Raw genomic sequence first — 19,460 nt, 5'->3', positions numbered from 1 at the left:
TATTCGGCGTTCTCTCTTTAATGGCAAGATAAATGAAACAACCGCAAGAAATTTCTGCAATACCCGAAAAACTCGGACTGCGTGACGATATCAGTACGCTCGGAGAGGCGTTCTCTTTTACTGCATTTCGCTACGTCGATATTGCACAGGAAGAGAGACTGGCGGCCATTCTGGCGCGCTGGCCATTATTGAGCGAACTTTCCAGAGAGCAACAGGAAAAGGAAAACGCATGCCGGTCTTAGCATTACAGGGCATACGGGGCGGGACAGGCACGACATCGGTGACGGCGGCGCTGGCCTGGGCTTTACAGCAGCTGGGCGAATCCACGTTGGTGATAGACTGGTCGCCGACCAATCAGCTGCGCCTGCATTTTAATACGCCGCACAGCGAGCGCTGCGGCTGGATGCGCGCGGCGCTGGACGGCGATGCGCAGCATGTGGCGCTGCGCTATCCGGACGGCCCCGATTTTATCCCGTTCGGCGAGCTGAACGGCGAGGAACGCGCGCGCTTTTACGCCGATCCCGCCTCTTTCGCCAGCGACTGGCTCCAGCATCTGACTGAATTGAAAACGCAGTACCGCTGGGTTTTGCTCGATCTGCCCGGCGGCGAGCATCCCTGGCTGCAACCGATCTATGCGCAGGCCGATCGCCTGATGCAGCTGTTGGTGGCCGACGGCAACTGCCATACGCGACTGCATCAACCATTCACGACGCGTCGTCCGCTCTACCTGCTTAACCTGTTTAACGCCAACAGCAAAGTGCAGCAGGATCTGCATCAGCTCTGGATCGGTTCGCTGCACAACCTGATTCCGCTGCTGATCCATCGTGACGAGGCGCTCTCCGAAGCGCTGCTCAACAAGCAGCCGCTGGGCGAGTATCGTCCGCACGCGCTGGCCAGTGAAGAGATCGTCACGCTGGCGAACTGGCTGATTATGTACGTGCGCGGAGAAGGCGTATGAATCCGTTACGCTGGCTGATCGCTGCGCCCGCCTGGCAGGCGCTGAGCACCCGCTACGGCGACTACCGTCAGGCGGGCGCCTCGTCGCTGGCCGCCAGCATCCAGTGCTTCTGGCTGACGCTGGGCTGGTCGCTGCTGCGCTTTGAAACGCCGGGCTGGCAGCGCATCATTGCGCAACGCCGCACGCTCTGGCCGCACATTTCACCGGAGCGGCCGCGTCCGCTCGATATCGTGCGCTTTTTTTCACAGAGCGTCTGGCTGCTGTTGATCCTGCCGCAGGTCGGCAGCAACGTTAGCCAGCGCAAAAGATTTAACGCGTTCCGCCGGTTGTTCAGCTGGCGGCAGCGAATTTATCTGTGGCTCGATGCGCTGCCGCAGCGCATTCAGCAGGGCGAGCAGCTGGAGAAGCGCATCAGCACTATGCCGCCCGTCGCGCGCAAGCTGATTTTTATCGTCTCCAGCCTCGCCGCCGCCGGGCTGGCGCTGCTCTGTATTTCGCAGCCGTTCGATCTGTTTACCCAGTTTATCTTCGTGGTGATGCTCTGGTCGCTGGCAATGATTGTGCGCCGCGTGCCGGGACGACTGGCGACCATGATGCTGATCGTGCTGTCGCTGACCGTCTCCTGCCGCTATCTCTGGTGGCGCTACACCTCAACGCTCAACTGGGACGATCCGGTCAGTCTGACCTTCGGCCTGCTGCTGATCGCGGCGGAAACCTACGCCTGGGTGGTGCTGGTGCTGGGCTATTTCCAGACGCTGTGGCCGCTGCATCGCCAGCCGGTATCGATGCCGGAAGATACGCGCCACTGGCCGACGGTGGATCTGCTGGTGCCCACCTACAACGAGCCGATGAGCGTGGTGAAGCCGACCATCTACGCCGCGCTGGGCATCGACTGGCCGAAGGATAAGCTCAATATCTTTATTCTGGACGACGGCGGCCGCGAAGAGTTTCGTCAGTTCGCCGCCAGCGTCGGCGTTAATTACGTCGCGCGCGCCACGCACGAGCATGCGAAAGCGGGCAACATCAACAACGCCCTGCGCACGGTGTGCAAAAGCGAATTCGTCACCATTTTCGACTGCGACCACGTGCCGACGCGCTCTTTCCTGCAAATGACGCTGGGCTGGTTCCTGAAGGATAAAAAGCTGGCGATGCTGCAAACGCCGCATCACTTCTTCTCGCCCGATCCCTTTGAGCGCAACCTGGGCCGCTTCCGCCGCACGCCGAACGAGGGGACGCTGTTCTACGGCCTGGTGCAGGACGGCAACGATACCTGGGACGCCACCTTCTTCTGCGGTTCCTGTGCGGTGCTGCGCCGCACCGCGCTGGATGAGATCGGCGGCATCGCCGTCGAAACGGTGACCGAGGATGCGCACACCTCGCTGCGTCTGCATCGGCGCGGTCACACCTCCGCCTATATCCGCATTCCGCAGGCGGCGGGGCTGGCGACGGAAAGCCTGTCGGCGCATATCGGCCAACGTATCCGTTGGGCGCGCGGCATGGTGCAGATTTTCCGGCTCGATAACCCGCTGATGGGGCGCGGACTGAAGCTGGTGCAACGCCTCTGCTACGCCAATGCCATGTTGCACTTTTTGTCGGGCATTCCGCGGCTGATCTTCCTGCTGGCGCCGCTCGCTTTCCTGCTCTGCCACGCCTATATCATCTTCGCCCCGGCGCTGGCGATCGCCATCTATGTAATGCCGCATATGCTGCACACCAGCCTCACCAACTCACGCATTCAGGGACGCTATCGTCACTCGTTCTGGAGCGAAGTGTACGAAACGGTGCTGGCCTGGTATATCGCCCGCCCCACCACGGTGGCGTTGTTTAACCCGCATAAAGGGAAATTCAACGTGACGGCGAAAGGCGGTCTGGTAGAGGAACAGCATCTCGACTGGGTGATCACCAAGCCGTACATGATTCTGGTGCTGCTGAACCTGGCGGGCGTCTTTATGGCGGGCTGGCGCGTTGTCTACGGCCCGCAGAATGAAGTGCTGACGGTGCTGGTGAGCCTGCTATGGGTCTTTTACAACATGATTATTCTGGGCGGCGCGGTAGCGGTTTCCGTCGAGGCGCGTCAGATCCGCGAAGCGCACCGCGTAGAGATGGCGATGCCCGCCGCGATCGCGCGCAAGGATGGCCATATGCTGCCCTGCACCCTGCGCGACTATTCGGACGGCGGCGTCGGCGTTGAGCTGCGCGAGGCAGAGGCGCTGAAAGATGGCGAAGAGATTCATCTGCTGCTGCGCCGCAGCCAGCAGGAATTTAGCTTTCCCGCCACGGTGCAGTGCGTATTTGGCCGTCGGGCCGGTATTCGCCTGAAAAACCTGACCACCGAAGAGCATATCGACTTTATTCAATGCACTTTCGCCCGTGCCGATACCTGGGCGCTGTGGCAGGACGGTTTTCCTGAGGATAAACCGGTGCAGAGCCTGGCCGACATTATGATCCTGGGCTTTAAAGGCTACATCCGCCTGGCTGAATATGGCCCGGCCCGAATCCGCCAGCTGTTCCTGATGCTGACCGCCTTTCTTTCCTGGCTGGCGTCGTTTTTTCCCAAAGGCGTGGGAAGCGCGCCGGCAGGCGTTGCCGGTGTAAAACAATGACTCAACTGATGATGCGATAATGACGAGAAAAATAAGCTGGTTTACCGCAATGCTGATGGGCCTGCTGCCGATGGCGCATGGCGCACCTGAATCCAATCCGGCCGGACAGCCGACCAGCATGACGCAGGCGGCGCCTTCCGATATGTCGGCGCCGGCGACGCCGTCAACATCCGCAGGGGCAGCGACCTCTACGGACGCGCCCGTTTCCGCCGATGCGGCGCCCGCACCCGCCGAGCCCGCCGCGCCGGTGCGCACCAGCGAGCTGCGGTTCAGCAATATCGCGCCTGCGCCAGGCAGCTTTAAGCTGCTCGGCACACGGCCGGATGGACAGATTGAATTCGGCGTGCGCAGCGATGAAGTGGTTACCCAGGCGGTGCTGCATTTGAGCTATCGTCCGTCGCCGGCGCTGCTGCCGACGCTGTCGCATTTTAAGGTTTACCTGAACGAGGAACCGATCGGGCTGGTGACCATCACGCCGGATCAGCCGGGCAAAGAGAGCCAGGCGACGGTAAATATCGACCCGCGCTTTATCGGCGACTTTAACCGCGTGCGCTTCGAGCTGGTCGGCCATTACACCAATATCTGCGAAAACCCGGCGAACAGCGCGATCTGGATCGATATCGGCAAGGAAAGTCACCTTGACCTGACGCTGCAAAAGCTGCCGTTGAAAAACGATCTCTCCGATTTCCCGGAGCCGTTCTTCGACAGCCGCGACAATCGCCCGTTACAGCTGCCGATGGTGTTCGCCGCCGCGCCGGATCGGACGCAACAGCACGCCGCAGGGCTGCTCGCCTCCTGGTTTGGCGTACAGGCGCAGTGGCGCGGTCAGTCCTTTCCGGTGCTCTATAACCAGCTGCCGCAACAGCAGCATGCGGTGGTATTCGCCACCAACGACCAGCGCCCCGACTTCCTGAAAGATTATCCGCCGGTGGATAAGCCGACCGTAGAGATCATCAGCCAGCCCGATAATCCGTATCAGAAAATGTTGCTGGTGCTGGGACGTAACGATGCCGATCTGCTGACGGCGGCGCAAGGCATCGCCCAGGGCGACGTGCTGCTGCGCGGCCAGTCCTCTACCATTGAAGAGGTGAAGCAGCTGGCGGCGCGCCAGCCTTACGATGCGCCGAACTGGGTGCGCACCGATCGCGCCACTAAATTCTCCGAGCTGCAACAGTATGAAAACCAGTTGCAGGCGGATGGCATTCAGCCTTATCCGGTCAGCCTGACGCTGAACCTGCCGCCCGATCTTTTCCTGGTGCGCGCGCGCGGCATCAATATGGATATCGCCTACCGCTACACGTCGCCGCTGCAAAATGACGGCTCGCGGCTGGCGATCCACCTGAACAACCAGTTTATGCAGGACTATCCGTTACAGGTGAAAAGCGATAACGGCAAACAGCTACTGCATATCCCGCTGGTGTCGGGCCTCCAGGATAACAGCGCCTCGCTGACCATTCCGGCGCTGCGCCTGGGCGTAGTAAACCAGCTGCGTTTTGACTTCGACTACGCCACCACCATTATCGGCGGCAGCAACGGCGACCGCTGCGAAACGGTGACGCCGGTGACCAACCATGTGGTGGTCGACGGCAACTCCACCATCGACTTCTCCGGCTATCGCCACTATATCCAGATGCCGTCGCTGCGCGCTTTCGCCAATGCAGGCTTTCCGTTCAGCCGCCTGGCCGATCTGTCGCAGACGCTGGTGCTGATAAACGCGCAGCCGCGCGCCGATCAGGTCAGCGCGCTGCTGAATGCGCTGGGGAATATCGGCGCGCAGACCGGCTTCCCGGCGCTGAACGTGCAGATTACCGACGACTGGTCAAAAGCGAAAACGGCGGACGCCGACCTGCTGATGATTGGCGATATACCTGCCGACCTGCGTGAAGATCGCCGCATTAACCTGTTAGTGGACGCGGCGAAAAGCTGGGTGAAAAAACCGGTGCGTCAGGCGCCGCTGGATGATGTGACCGCCCCGGCCAGCGATCGCGCGGTCGCCAGCCAGACCACCATCGTCTCTGACGGCCCGATGGCGGCGATCGTCGGCTTCCAGTCGCCGTTCCACGATCAGCGCAGCGTCGTCGCGCTGCTGGCGGACAGCCCGCGCGCGTATCAGCTTCTGAACGACGCGCTGCTCGACAGCGGCAAGCGCGCCGCGATTTATGGCTCGGCGGCGATTATCCGTGAATCGGGCGTCAACAGCCTGCGCGTGGGCGACAGCTATTTCGTCGGCCATCTGCCGTGGTGGGAACGTATGTGGCACGCGCTGGCGACGCATCCGGCGCTAATGGCGCTGTTCGCGGTGATTGTCGTCGTGCTGGTGGCGCTGATGGTGTGGCGACTGATGCGTCTGGTGACGCGCCGTCGTCTTGGCAATGAGGATGATGAGTGAAACGTCTGACGCTGCGACTGGGAATGTTGTTAATGCTGATGCTGGCGGCGCTGCGCGCCAGCGCTGACTGCGCCCCCTGGTCCGACTGGGCGCAGTTTAAACGCGACTACATCAGCGAAGAGGGCCGGGTGATCGATCCCAGCGGCGGGAAGAACATCACCACCTCGGAAGGGCAGAGCTACGCGCTGTTTTTCTCGCTGGTCGCCAACGACCGCGAGATGTTCGACCGCCTGCTGGGCTGGACGGAGAACAACCTGGCGGAAGGCGACTTAACGCAGCGCCTGCCCGCCTGGCTGTGGGGACAGGAGAGCGGCAGCAAGAAATGGCAGGTGCTGGATAAAAACCCCGCCGCCGATTCCGATCTCTGGATCGGCTGGACGCTGTTGCAGGCGAGCCGCCTGTGGCACAGCCGCAGCTACCAGGTGACTGGCACGCTGCTGCTCAATCGGGTGGCGAAAGAGGAAGTGGCTGACCTGAAAGGCTTCGGCCTGATGCTGATGCCGGGCAAATATGGCTTTATCGAAGGCGACAGCTGGATGATCAACCCCAGCTACCTGCCGTTGCAGTTGCTGGCGGGCCTGACCCGGCTGAAAGGGCCGTGGCCGGAGATCAACCGCAACGCGCTGCGCCTGTTGCAGGAGACGGCGCCGAAAGGCTTTTCGCCCGACTGGTATGTCTGGCAGAGCGGCAGCGGCTGGCGTCCCGATAAATCGAAAGGGCCGACTGGCGGTTACGATGCGATTCGCGTTTACCTTTGGGCCGGGATGCTCAGCGACGACGATCCGCGTAAAGCGACGCTGTTGTCGCACTTCGCGCCGATGGCGCGTCTGACGGAAGAGAATGGCAATCCGCCGGAGCGGGTCGACGTGCTGACCGGCGCGACCATCAATCAGGGCAACGTCGGCTTTTCCGCCGCGCTGCTGCCGTTCCTGCAGGGCTCTCGCGCTCTGACGGCGCAGCAACAGCGCGTGCAGCAGCAGCCTCCCGGCAGCGATGCCTATTACAGCAGCGTACTGGCGCTGTTCGGCGTCGGCTGGGATGAAAACCGCTATCGCTTTAGCGCGCAGGGCGACCTGTTACCGGCCTGGAACCAACAATGCAAAAATTCAGATTAAGCACCCTGGGCCTGCTGCTGCCCGGCCTGCTCGGCGGCGCGTCCGCTTACGCCGCCGAAGAGACGTCGGCGCGTGAAGTCTCGCCGGTCGCGTGGCTGCTGGAGCAGGTGCGCACCGGCGAAGCGACCAATAAATACGATCTGGTCACCCAGGCGCTCTACCGGCTGGAGAAGATCGCGCCCGATAACCCTGACGTCATCGCCGCGCAGCTGCGTCTGGCGCTGCATCAGGGCGACCAGGCGAAGGCGCAGCGATACATGAACCAGCTGAAGCAGACCGCGCCCGATTCTGAGGCGACGCGGGAAGCGCAGGCTGGCATGCTGCTGGTGAGCCCTGAGGGGCGTCAGCAGCTACAGCAGGCGCGTCTGCTGGCGACCGCCGGGCGCGTGCAGGAAGCACGCGACGCCTGGGACAAACTGTTTAAAGGCGCCTTTCCGAGCGTCGATATCGCGCTGGAGTACTGGAGCCTGGTGTCGCGCATCGACGGCCAGCAGGCAACGGCGCTGGCGAACCTGCAGGCGCTGGACAAACGTTATCCCGGCAATGTCGGCGTGCGCATGCAGCTGGCGCGGTTGCAGTTCCAGAATGATAAACCGGCGCAGGCGGCGGATGAGCTGAAAACCCTGGCCAACACTCCGGGCGCGCGCGATCAGGCGGCCGAACTCTGGCTGAGCCGCATACAGGCGCAGCCGGTCACGGCGGAAAGCGTGGCGCAGCTGCGCCAGTATCTCGACGTCTTTACCAGCGGCGACGCGCGCAGCAACGGCGAGCAGGAGCTGGAGCGTCGGCAGAAACTGCTGGCCGATCCCGCTTTCCAGCAGCGTTCACGCGCGCTGGCGCTGGTGGACAACGGCGGCGGCGAGAATGCGATTGCGACATTGCAGGCGGCGCTGAAGCTCAATCCTGGCGATCCCGATCTGTTGGGCGCGATGGGCCAGGCGCAGGGGCGCGCCAATCACCGCGACCTCGCCATCACTTACCTTGAACAGGCGCTGAAGGCGGGGCAGCAGAGCACCAGCGTCGGCCTGTGGCAGAGCCTGTTGCAGACCAACCGCTACTGGCTGGCGATCGACAACGGCGATAAGGCGCTGGCGAAGGGCGATATCGCCGTCGCCGAACAGCATTATCAGCAGGCGCGCGCGCTGGACAACACCGACAGCTATGCATTGATCGGCCTGGGCGACGTGGCGCTGGCGCGCAAGAATGACACTGAAGCGGAGCGGCTGTTCCGCGAAGCCTGGCGTATGGATCGCACCAATACCACGGCGGTGCGGCGTCTGGCCGCGCTCTATCAGCAGCAGTCGCCGCAGAAGGCGATCGCTTTTATCAATGGGCTGAGCGGCGAACAGCAGCGGGCGCTGGGCAGCACGCTGAACAGCCTGCGCAGCGACGTCTTGCGCGCCGAAGCGGATACATTGGCGCAGCAGGGCGACTGGGCGCAGGCGGCGGAAAAATATCGTCAGGCGCAGCAGGACGCGCCGGATGACGTCTGGCTTAACTATCGACTGGCGGGCGCGCTGCGCAATGCAGGCGATGCGCAACAGGCGGACAAATTAATGGCGGCGATGGCGCAGCGTCTGCCCGCCGATCCGACGCAGGTTTACGCTTACAGTCTTTATCTCTCCGGCAGCGATCGCGCGGAAGAGGCGCTGCGTCAGCTGAACAGCGTGCCGCAGGCGCGCTGGGATCAAAACATGCGCGAGCTGGCCGACCGCTTACAGCAGGATAAAGTCTATGCGCAGGCGGACGCGCTGCGTCAGGCGGGCGACAACACCGCCGCGACGGCGTTGCTTAACCAGCAGCCCGCCTCGCCGCGCCGCGACCTCACTCTGGCGGACTGGGCGCTGGCGGACGGCTATCCGCAGCAGGCGCTGGAAGGCTATCAGCGCCTGCTGGCGCAGGATAAGCAGAACCCGGATGCGGCGCTGGGGCAGATCGACGCGCTGGTGGCGCTGAACCGCAAAGACGAAGCGCGCGCCGCCCTGAACGCGCTGCCCGCCGGCAGCGGCGAAGCGAGCCTGAACGTGGGCCGCCGCCTGGCCAACGCCTGGCAGAGCGTGGACGACACGACGCGGGCGCGTCGGCTTTATCAGCAGCTTAAGCCGCGCGCGCAGCAGGAAGCGCCGTCGCAGAGCAGCGCGCTGGTATTTCGCGACGCCGCACGGCTGGAGGCGCAGCAGCAGCCGGCGCTGGCGCTCATGGATTACCGCCAGGCGATGGTCGCCAGCGGCATTACGCCGACGGTGCCTGCCGATAACGCCCGCTTTACCCGCCTGATGCGCAACCAGGCGGATGACGACTGGCTGAAGCGCGGCATCCGCAGCGACGCGGCCGAGCTTTATCAGCGTCAGGACACCACGCTAATGCTGGAACAGGATTATTCGCGCAATAAAGGCACCGGCGGCGTCTCCGATCTCACCGCGCATACCACCATGCTGCAACTGGATACGCCGCTGGCCGATGGCAAAAGCTTTGTGCGCGTAGACCGCGTCGAGATTTCGGCAGGCACCTTCTCCACCGAGGGCGGCAGCCACACCGACGTGTTCGGCACCTGCGCCAATAACGATACCGCAGGCTGTCGCAGCGATCTGAAGCAGAAGCAGGAGGGAGTGGCGATTGGCGCGGGCTGGCAAAATGACCGCTGGTCGGCGGATATCGGCACTTCGCCGATGGGCTTCGAAGTCGTGAACTGGGTGGGCGGCGTCAGCTGGAATACCGATGTGAAAGATGTCGGCCTGACCTTTACTGCGTCGCGGCGGCCCATCTCCAGTTCGCTGCTGGCCTGGGCTGGCGCGCGCGATCCCAGTCCGCAGGGCGGACGCACCTGGGGCGGCGTAGTGGCGACCGGCGGCGCTGTCGGGCTGAGCTACGACCAGGGCGGCGCGCATGGCGTCTGGGCCGACCTCAGCGCACACCAGATCACCGGCAAAAACGTGGCGGACAACAGCCGCGAGCGTCTGATGGCGGGCTACTATTACAAGCTGATCAACGAAGATAACCGGCGCGCGACCATCGGTTTGAACAGCATGCTGTGGCATTATCAGAAAGATCTCAGCGACTACGCATTCGGGCAGGGCGGTTATTACAGCCCGCAGCAATATTTCTCGCTGGCGGTGCCGGTCAGCTACCGGCAGCGCACAGAGAACTGGTCGTTCGATCTGGGCGGCTCGGTTTCCTGGTCGCGCTCGAAAACCCGCGCTCAGGAACGCTATCCGGTCTGGCCCGGCTTTCAGCCGACGGCGAACGATCCTTCCACCGATAGCTCAGGCAGCGGCTTTGGCTATACTTTACGCGCGGCGGTTGAGCGGCGCGTTACCGCGCACTGGACGGTCGGCCTGGCGGTGGATATTCAGCAGGCGAAAGATTACACCCCCAGCCATGGTCTGATTTACGCTCGCTATTCACTGTCCGGCTGGGAAGGCGACCTCAATCTGCCGCCGCAGCCGCTGGCGCCCTACGCCGACTTTAAGTAGCGTTCTGCTCGGAAAACCCTTAAACCGGTTTCCTGCCGTCACTATCTTTACTTAATAAACAGCAACCATGAGATATACTCCTGGTTGCTTTCATCGTTTTCGCCCGTGGTCCGGGGCCTGGAGAAGAGCTTTGCGCGTTAGTCGGTCACTTACGATCAAGCAGATGGCAACGGTTTCTGGCGTTGCGGTAGTGACTATCTGTATTTTTATCGTTATTCAGCTTTTCCACTTTGTGCAGCAGCGCAGGACAGACTATGCGCAGCAGATGGAAAACATCGCGCATACGGTGCGTCAGCCGCTCTCTGAGGCGGTGTTGCGCGCTGATATCCCGCAGGCGGAGCGCATTCTGAATTCGCTGAAGCCCGCCGGCATTTTGTCGCGCGCCGACGTGATGCTGCCTAATGCGTTTCAGGCGCTGCGCACCGATTTCGAAAATGAAAAGCCGGTGCCGCGCTTTATCGCGCGCGTGTTTGAGCTGCCGGTGCAGATCACCGTGCCGCTCTATTCGGTAGAGAGCGCCGCCTCGCCCAAACCGCTGGCCTATCTGGTATTGCAGGCAGACTCCTCGCGCGTCTATCAGTTTATTCTCAGTACCATTTCCACCATGCTGACCACTTATCTGCTGCTGGCGCTGATCCTTTCGGTGGCGATCAGCTGGTGCATCAACCGACTGATCGTGCATCCGCTGCGCGATATCGCCGGCACGCTACAGGATCTGCCGCCGCAGGATATTCTGACCCATAAACTGCCGATGCCGCCGCTGCATCAGGATGATGAAATCGGCATGCTGATCCGCAGCTATAACCGTAACCAGCAGGTGCTGGAGTCGGTGCATGATGAGATGAGCCGCCTGACCACGCACTACGCGCTGACCGACCTGCCCAACCGTACGCTATTCCTGGCGCTGCTGGAGCAGCATCTGAAGGCGGCGGTCTACAGTGGGCCGTTCAGCGTAATCGTGGTGCGCATCGAAACCCTGCTGGAAGCGAACGGCGTATTAACGGAGGAGCAGCGCGATACGTTGACGCTGACGCTGCTGGAAAAAATTCGTGGCGTGATTGAAGAACGCACCGTGGTCGGCCAGTTGGGCGTCAGCGATTTCGTGCTGCTGGTGAAAAAGGCCACTAACCCATTCCGGGCCTATCGACTGGCACGCAATCTGATGAACCGGCTTAATCAGCCGGTCAGCCTGCAACAGGTGCAGCTGCGTCCGACGCTGAGCATCGGCATCGCTCAGCGCGACGCGGCAAAGATGAGCGCGCCGGAGCTGCTGGGACGCGCGGTGTCGGCGATGATGTCGGCGCGCCATCAGGGTAAAAATCAGATTCTGTTCTTTGACCCGTTGCTGACCGAGCGCGCCCAGCGCCGGCTGACGCAGGAGCACGATATTCTGCAAGGTCTGGAGCAGGAGCAGTTCGCGCTGTTTTTACAGCCGCAGATCAATATGGCCAATGGCGAGCTGGTCGGCGCTGAAGCGTTGCTGCGCATGCGTCAGCCCGACGGCAGCTACAGCCTGCCGGAAGAACTGATCGCCAGCGCGGAAGAGATCGGCGTTATCGGCGCGCTGGGACGCTGGGCGCTGGAAGAGGCGTGCCGCGTGCTGGCGGGCTGGCAAAAGCGTGGCATTTCACTGCCTTTAAACGTGAATATTTCCGCCATACAGCTGCGCGAGCCGGGCACCGTCTGGCATCTGCAGGAGCTGCTGGAACGTCACCGCATCCGTCCCGGCAGTCTGGTGCTGGAGTTGACGGAAACCGCGCAGATTGGCGATCCCCTTCAGGCGAAAAGCCTGCTTGGCGCGCTACAGGAGGCGGGCGTGGCGGTGGCGCTGGACGATTTCGGCACCGGCTACGCCAACCTCAGCTACCTGCATCAGTTCCGATCATTGCCGATCAGCAAGCTGAAAATGGATCGCAGCTTTGTTTCCGCGCTGCCGGATGACGATACGATGGTGAAGATTGTCGCGGCGATTGCGGACATTACCGATCTTGAAGTGGTGGCGGAAGGAGTGGAAACCGAGGCGCAGCGCGACTGGCTGCTGGCGCTCGGCATCACTATCGGGCAGGGTTATCTGTATGACGGCCCGGTTTCGCTGAGTGATTTCGAGAAGTGGCTGCGGACGCTGTCGCCTCCGCAGTGAAGACGCGGCGCGCAAGGGCGCGCCGCTCGGCCAATCTGTACGGCGTAGCGCTCCATGCACCGCTCGGCGAATCTGTTTCCCATAGCGTTTTATGCGCCAGCCAGCAAACCTCGCCCCTGTTTCGCTCCATGCCCGCTTTTTCCTTTCTTATCGCCGCCTTTTCATCAGCCAGCGAATAATTCTGAATATCTGGTTATGGTTATTCAGGCTGAAGCGTTTCAGTTCATAAATTCTGTTTATGGCCGTGCAGACCAGGGCCAGATTATATCAATCTTGTTAACACGGTGTTATTTTCCGCGCTGTCTCTTGATGATAATAACAGCTATGCACTCGTCACCTCACGCCGTCAACGGATACGCTTTTATGAAAACTTCTTTGTTCAAAAGCCTTTATTTTCAAGTCCTCACCGCTATCGCCATCGGTATTCTGCTCGGTCACTATTACCCGGAGCTGGGCGCGCAGATGAAACCGCTGGGCGACGCCTTTGTAAAACTGATCAAAATGATTATCGCGCCGGTAATTTTCTGCACCGTGGTGACCGGCATCGCCGGAATGGAAAGCATGAAGGCGGTCGGGCGCACTGGCGCGGTGGCGCTGCTCTACTTTGAAGTGGTCAGCACCATTGCGCTGATTATCGGCCTGATCGTGGTTAACGTGATTCAGCCCGGCGCGGGCATGAACGTCGATCCGGCGACGCTGGACGCCAAAGCGGTCGCTGTCTATGCGCAGCAGGCGGAACAGCAGGGCGTGGTCGCCTTCCTGTTGGACGTGATCCCCGGCAGCGTCATCGGCGCTTTCGCCAGCGGCAATATTTTGCAGGTGCTGCTGTTCGCCATTCTGTTCGGCTTCGCCCTGCATCGTCTCGGCGACAAGGGCACGCTGATCTTCAACGTGATTGAAAGCTTCTCTAAGGTGATTTTCGGCATCATCAATATGATCATGCGCCTCGCCCCCATCGGCGCGTTCGGCGCCATGGCCTTCACTATCGGCAAGTATGGCGTCGGGTCGCTGGTGCAGCTGGGCCAGCTGATTATCTGCTTCTATATCACCTGTGTCCTGTTTGTCGTGGTGGTATTGGGCACTATCGCCCGCATTACCGGCTTCAATATCTTTAAATTTATCGCCTATATCAAAGAAGAACTGCTGATTGTGCTCGGCACCTCCTCATCGGAATCCGCGCTGCCGCGCATGCTCGATAAGATGGAAAAGCTGGGTTGTAAAAAGTCGGTGGTGGGCCTGGTGATTCCGACCGGCTACTCGTTTAACCTCGACGGCACCTCTATCTATCTGACCATGGCGGCGGTATTTATCGCGCAGGCCACCAACAGTCATATGGATATCGTGCACCAGATCACCCTGCTGGTGGTGCTGCTGCTCTCCTCCAAAGGCGCGGCGGGCGTGACCGGCAGCGGCTTTATCGTGCTGGCGGCGACGCTGTCGGCGGTGGGACACCTGCCGGTGGCGGGCCTGGCGCTGATCCTCGGCATTGACCGCTTTATGTCGGAAGCGCGTGCGCTGACCAACCTCGTCGGCAACGGCGTGGCGACGGTGGTGGTGGCGAAGTGGGTCGATCAGCTGGATGAGAAGCAGCTGCGCGATACGCTCTCCTCATCGAAAAAAGCGAAGAAACTGCCGGTCTGATCCTGAGCGGCGATGCTGAAAACAGCGTTAATTAACAGGGGCGCCCTCTGCATACCAGACGGCGCCCCTTCTGTTTTTATGTTTCCTGCGCCTCTTTCTCCCTTTTCAAAGGTCTGCCAACGGCAAAATGGCGTTTTGCGTGCGTAATGAGCAGCTTTCGGGTGGGCAAAATCGGTAAAATTATAAAACTTTGCAAAAAACCGTTATCCGGCTTCGCTGCGGCTTGCCCTTGTTCCATGCATTTGCATAATAAAGCCCACACAGACTGTGTCGCCTCATTGCGCCTGGCCACACTTCAGACGCGAAAGCACGGTTAACATTCATTTATTTATGATTTTTCACTTTGTTGTGTGACAACCTCGTTTTGGCGTGGTCTAACTGCGGTGCGCCCGCTGTGCGTTATCAACAGGACGATAACGCCTGACTATCGCGCGTCATCAATGAAATTAAGTGGGCAATTGAGTAGGGGTTCACATGCAGGGCACCAGAATTCGTCTTTTAGTTGGTGGGTTGTTGCTGGCGGCTGTCAGCGGCACATTGCAGGCTGAAACACTCCAACCCGATCCTGCCTGGCAGCAGGGAAAATTAGATAACGGCTTTAAGTGGCAGGTGCTCAGCACGCCGCAGCGCCCCAGCGATCGCGTTGAAATTCGCCTGTTGGTGAATACCGGCTCGCTAATGGAAAACGCCCAGCAAACCGGCTTTACGCATCTGCTGCCTCGTCTGGCGATGGTGCATAACACCGCGCTCGATCCGGCGCAGCAGCGCGCGCTCTGGCAACAGGGCATGGACCCTGATCGTCCGCTGCCGCCCGCCGTTACCTCCTATGAATTTACGCTGTACAACTTAAGCCTGCCGAACAACCGCCCGGATCTGTTAAAAGATGCGCTGGGCTGGCTTTCTGCGACCGCAGGCAAAATGTCGATTAATGAACAGGTGGTCAGCACCGCGCTGAACGCCGACGATCCCATCGCCAGCTGGCCGCCCAACCCGCGCGATGTCTGGTGGCGCTATCGGCTGAAAGGCTCCACGCTGTTGGGCCATGACCCGGCTGAACAGCCGAAGGCGCCGATAGATATCAACCAGCTCGGCAGCTTCTATAAACAGTGGTATACGCCGGACGCGATGACGCTGTTCGTGGTGGGCAATATTGACAGCCGCGCCCTGAGCGAACAGATCAACAAGGCGTTTTCACCGCTGGAAGGACGCCGCGAAACGCCCGCGCCGGTGCCGACGCTTTCTCCGCTGCCGACCGAGTCGGTCGCGCTGGTCAATCCCGCGCTGAAGCAGGATCGCCTGTCGCTGATCTGGGATATGCCGTGGCAGCCGATTCGCGATTCGCAAAACCTGATTCGCTACTGGCAGAGCGATCTGGCGCGTGAGGCGCTGTTCTGGCACGTACAGCGCGTGCTGAGCGAAAGCAAAGCGCAGGGCGTGCAGGTTGGATTTGACTGTCGCGTGCTTTATCAGCGCGCCCAGTGCGCCATCAGCATGGATTCCAGCGCCGAGACGCTGGAAAAGAACATGAATCTGATCGCGCGCGAGCTGGCTAATGTGCGCGATAACGGCCTGCCGCAGACGGAGTTCGACGCGCTGATGGCGCAGAAAACCGCCGAACTGAACAAGCTATTCGCCACCTATGCGCGCACCGACACCGACGTGCTGATGAGCCAGCGTTTACGCTCGCAGCAGAATGCGGTGGTCGATATCGCGCCGGAGCAGTATCAGAAATTCCGTCAGGATTTCCTTAACGGCCTGACGCTGACGGCGCTGAATCAGGAGCTGCGTCAGCAGCTGTCGCAGGAGCTGACCATGGCGCTGATGCAGCCGCAGGGCGAGCCGGAAGCCAACGTTCAGGCGCTGCACCAGAGCTGGCAAAAAATCATGGCGCCGCCGCCTGCGCCGGTCGTGGCCACGCCGGAGGAAGGGAAGGCGGAAGTCTCCGATATTCCCGCGCCGCGCTCGTAAATAATGGACCGGTCAGCCACGGCGTTTAGCGCTGTCCGGCCTGGCCGTGTTTTAACGCCGCAGTCGGGCCGCCGCTCGTCTGCGGCTTCGTGCTGCCCGTCAGACGGCGTTTTCGCTTATTCCTGCCGGTGCAACGCCACGGCAGATTTACTGCCGCGTCAAACCGCCAGCGTGCGGGTTTTCTGCGCGCGCAACCACTCGGTCACCAGCATCGGCCAGCTTGCCAGCGGCGAATCGGCAAGGTTGCGCATACCGAAACCGTGGCCGCCGCGTTCGTAAAAATGCAGCTCCACCGGCACCTTCTGTTCACGCAGCGCGCTGAAAAACGCCATGCTGTGCGTCACCGGCACGCTCTCATCATCTACCGCATGAATCAGCAGCACCGGCGGCGTTTCACGACTGACGCGCGTTTCCAGCGAGTAAGCTTCGATGGTTTTGCTGTCGGGCCATTCGCCCAGCAGCCGTTTACGCGCGTCGGCATGCGTCTGCCCGTCGCGCATGGTAATCAGCGGATAAACCAACACCAGCGCATCCGGGCGCGCAGGCAGGTTGTCGATGGTGTCCTGCGGCGGATAGAGCTTTTCGCTGAAGCGCGTGCCGAGGCTGGCCGCCACGTAGCCGCCGGCGGAAAAGCCCATCATCACGATGCGTTTGCCGTTGAGACCGCGCGTGGCGCGATCGCGCAGAACGCGTACCGCCCGCTGCGCATCGGCCAGCGGCGCATCGGCGCCTTCATGATGGCCGTCAGCGGGCAGTCGGTAGGTCATCACCGCCAGCGTATAGCCCATGGCGGTGAAGAAGGTCGCCAGCGCGCTGCCTTCGCTGTCGATCATAATGCGGGCGAAGCTTCCGCCGGGCGCGACCAGCAGCGTGACGCCGTTTGACTCTTCGGGATACCAGACGGCCAGTTCAGGACAGCGAACGCCTGACGCCGCGCGGTTGTAGGGCTCAAACTCTTTCGCTAAATCGATAATCTGCGGCTTATCGGTTGACTGACTGGCGCCAGGGGCATCGCCGTGTGGCCAGAGATTGAAAATATCTGCTTTCATAGCCTGTCCTGATGAACGTGATGGTGGAGTGAAAGAGCCGCAGCGCAGCGCAAAAAAGCCAGGCGGGGCTTATTAATCATTGGCGGTGAAAGCGGTGCGCGTCCAGTCATTACTGGCGGTAAAAAGGCAATTCAGATTTAGCCTGGCGGCAAAAAAGGCGATTTGCATTAAGTAAAAATAGTGCCTTTTATTAATGGTTTTGGCGCGCGGGTCGAAAGGAACAGGCTATAGCGTGAGCAAGAAAAAAGCGGATGAATACAGGGCTGTGACGCAGCGGGCGCCGATATCCAAAGGAAATCAGCGCCAGTCAATTAATGTGAGTACTTGCTTACATCATGCGGGTTCGCGCAGCTCATCGTAGGGCACCATAACATGCTCCTGATAAGCCGGGCGCTGTGTTAAACGCTGGTAATAGTTTTCCAGCGCCGGCAGCGTCGGACGAGCCATATCCAGCGTGTAGTAACGGTAGAGCAGCATGCCAAACAGAATATCCGCTACCGTCAGCCGATCGCCCGCCAGATAGTCATGCTGCGCCAGCCGATCGTCAGCGATTTTCAGCAGTTTCGTCAGGCTGTCCATCGCTTCGGCCAGCGTCTGGGTATCCCGTTTCTCCGGCGCGACTCGGATCATCGGCCAGAAAACAGGACGCGCAAAGCCGACGTAGACGCTCGATTTGGCCCATTCCGCCCAGACATCCACCGTGGCGCGCGCCAGTGGATCGTGCGGCCAGAAGGTGTCATTGCCGTAACGGCTCGCCAGATAGCGCACGATGGCGGCGGACTCGAACAGCGGCGGGCCGTCGCCGTCGCGCAGCACCGGCACCAGGCCGTTGGGATTCATTGCCAGAAACTCTGGCGACTGGTTGCCGCCATATTTGTGCCCGATATCGACGCGCTGATAAGGCAGCCCCAGCTCGCCGATACACCACATCACAGCCTGTACATTTGATGAAGTTTTACGTCCCCAAACCTTAAGCATCGCGTTACTCTCCTGAGCGGTGGCGGAAAGCAACAGCATAGTCCTCGCTAGCGCTGCGGCATAGCGCTAAGCGGAATAATTGCGCCGCGATGCTGTATTACCGTGCTGGCGGTCAGGTGGCCGCGCTGCGCCGCATCCTGCGCGCTGCCGCCGCACAGACGCACCGCCAGATAACCGGCGCTGAAGGAGTCGCCTGCGGCGGTAGTGTCGATAATCTTTTCTTTTTCGAGCCGCACTGCGGGCACTTCCAGCAGCGGCTCGTCATTCAGCGCCACCAGACAGGCGTCCGCGCCGCGTTTGATGACGATTTCGCTGACGCCGGCGGCGCGGGTGCGCGCAATCACCTGTTCGGTCGGCGCTTCGCCCCAGAGTAAGGTTTCATCGTCCAGCGTTAAAAAGGCGATATCGGTGCAGTCGAGCATTGCCTGATAAGCCTGCTGCGCCGCTTCGCGGCTCGGCCAGAGGCGCGGACGGTAGTTATTGTCGAAAATCACCTTGCCGCCGTTGCGTCGGCAGGCGGCCAGCAGCGCCATCAGCTGATGACGATCTTCCGGCGAGAGGATCGCCAGGCTGATGCCGCTGAGATAGAGGTAGTCAAACTGCATCAGCTGCTGGCAAATCGCTTCCGCCTGCGGGCTTTGCAGCCAGAAACGGGCGGCGGCTTCGTTGCGCCAGTAGCTGAAGGTGCGCTCGCCGTGCGCGTCGGTCTCGATGACATACAGGCCGGGCAGCCGATTCTCCAGACGTTGCACCAGGCGGGTTTGCACCCCTTCCTGCTGCCAGGCGGCCAGCATTTCGTTGCTGAAGCTGTCGGTACCGAGCGCGGTGACATATTCCACCGTCAGCTGCTCTGACGACGCCTGCCGCGCGATATAAACCGCCGTGTTTAAGGTATCGCCGCCGAAGCCCCGTTTCAGCGCGTCGCCCTGTTGCGAAAGCTCAATCATGCATTCGCCGATTACCGCTATTTTTTTCCCTGTCAACATGGTCACCCCCTAATGCAAATCTGTCCTAGTCTCCATCCGGCGCGTCGCCGAGTCAATATTTTAAAACACCGTTTTAATTTAACTTAAGTCACTAAACTGCTGATATAAGCGGCGATAAAACCGTAAATCACCGCGTTATTGTTACGATTGAAAGTATTAT

At 60.8% G+C, this 19,460-nt stretch carries 12 protein-coding genes; 9 read left to right on the top strand and 3 right to left on the bottom strand.

Annotated elements, in window-relative coordinates; all coding sequences use genetic code 11:
• The first annotated feature begins 32 nt into the window (after window positions 1-32).
• The 9 genes from bcsR to MYY08_RS10130 all read left to right on the top strand — a co-directional run bounded on the left by bcsR (window position 33) and on the right by MYY08_RS10130 (window position 16,287).
• Window positions 33-242, top strand: a complete 210-nt coding sequence (gene bcsR / locus MYY08_RS10170; RefSeq protein ID WP_288013996.1) for a cellulose biosynthesis protein BcsR — start codon at window positions 33-35, stop codon at window positions 240-242.
• Window positions 230-958, top strand: a complete 729-nt coding sequence (gene bcsQ / locus MYY08_RS10165) for a cellulose biosynthesis protein BcsQ (RefSeq protein ID WP_038629468.1) — start codon at window positions 230-232, stop codon at window positions 956-958. The genes bcsR and bcsQ overlap by 13 nt, the downstream gene beginning before the upstream one ends.
• Window positions 955-3,561, top strand: coding sequence for a UDP-forming cellulose synthase catalytic subunit (bcsA, locus tag MYY08_RS10160; RefSeq protein WP_038629470.1), 2,607 nt, complete (start codon window positions 955-957; stop codon window positions 3,559-3,561). Before bcsQ ends, bcsA begins: the two co-directional genes overlap by 4 nt.
• Window positions 3,562-3,580: 19 nt before the next feature.
• Window positions 3,581-5,950, top strand: a complete 2,370-nt coding sequence (bcsB, locus tag MYY08_RS10155) for a cellulose biosynthesis cyclic di-GMP-binding regulatory protein BcsB (RefSeq protein ID WP_104951393.1) — start codon at window positions 3,581-3,583, stop codon at window positions 5,948-5,950.
• 23 nt (window positions 5,951-5,973) lie between these two features.
• Window positions 5,974-7,065: a cellulose synthase complex periplasmic endoglucanase BcsZ gene (bcsZ, locus tag MYY08_RS10150; protein WP_038630217.1), complete on the top strand. Its 1,092-nt coding sequence runs from the start codon at window positions 5,974-5,976 to the stop codon at window positions 7,063-7,065.
• A complete protein-coding gene (gene bcsC, locus MYY08_RS10145) occupies window positions 7,047-10,538 on the top strand; it encodes a cellulose synthase complex outer membrane protein BcsC (protein ID WP_288013995.1) in 3,492 nt (1,163 codons plus the stop codon). Before bcsZ ends, bcsC begins: the two co-directional genes overlap by 19 nt.
• Window positions 10,539-10,668: 130 nt before the next feature.
• The gene (hmsP, locus tag MYY08_RS10140) at window positions 10,669-12,678 is read left to right on the top strand and encodes a biofilm formation regulator HmsP (RefSeq protein WP_288013994.1); all 2,010 of its coding nucleotides are present in this window, start codon (window positions 10,669-10,671) and stop codon (window positions 12,676-12,678) included.
• A gap of 363 nt (window positions 12,679-13,041) precedes the next feature.
• Window positions 13,042-14,319, top strand: coding sequence for a dicarboxylate/amino acid:cation symporter (locus tag MYY08_RS10135; RefSeq protein ID WP_288013993.1), 1,278 nt, complete (start codon window positions 13,042-13,044; stop codon window positions 14,317-14,319).
• 474 nt (window positions 14,320-14,793) lie between these two features.
• Window positions 14,794-16,287: a M16 family metallopeptidase gene (locus MYY08_RS10130; protein ID WP_084970393.1), complete on the top strand. Its 1,494-nt coding sequence runs from the start codon at window positions 14,794-14,796 to the stop codon at window positions 16,285-16,287.
• A gap of 158 nt (window positions 16,288-16,445) precedes the next feature.
• Here the strand turns inward: MYY08_RS10130 and MYY08_RS10125 are convergent, their stop codons facing one another.
• From MYY08_RS10125 to kdgK, 3 genes are all read right to left on the bottom strand, one after another.
• On the bottom strand, window positions 16,446-17,336 hold the full coding sequence (locus MYY08_RS10125) for an alpha/beta hydrolase (protein WP_288013992.1): 891 nt from the start codon (window positions 17,334-17,336) through the stop codon (window positions 16,446-16,448).
• A 333-nt stretch (window positions 17,337-17,669) separates the two neighbouring features.
• Complete coding sequence (locus MYY08_RS10120; RefSeq protein WP_288013991.1) at window positions 17,670-18,314, bottom strand: glutathione S-transferase family protein; 645 nt, start codon at window positions 18,312-18,314, stop codon at window positions 17,670-17,672.
• 47 nt (window positions 18,315-18,361) lie between these two features.
• Window positions 18,362-19,297 carry a 2-dehydro-3-deoxygluconokinase gene (kdgK, locus tag MYY08_RS10115; protein ID WP_288014001.1) on the bottom strand — a complete coding sequence of 312 codons (936 nt, stop codon included), beginning with the start codon at window positions 19,295-19,297 and terminating at the stop codon, window positions 18,362-18,364.
• Window positions 19,298-19,460: the final 163 nt, after the last annotated feature.

This window comes from Mixta sp. (assembly GCF_024610815.1).
Lineage (GTDB): Bacteria > Pseudomonadota > Gammaproteobacteria > Enterobacterales > Enterobacteriaceae > Mixta > Mixta calida.
This window is presented reverse-complemented; position numbering and strand designations above follow the sequence as displayed.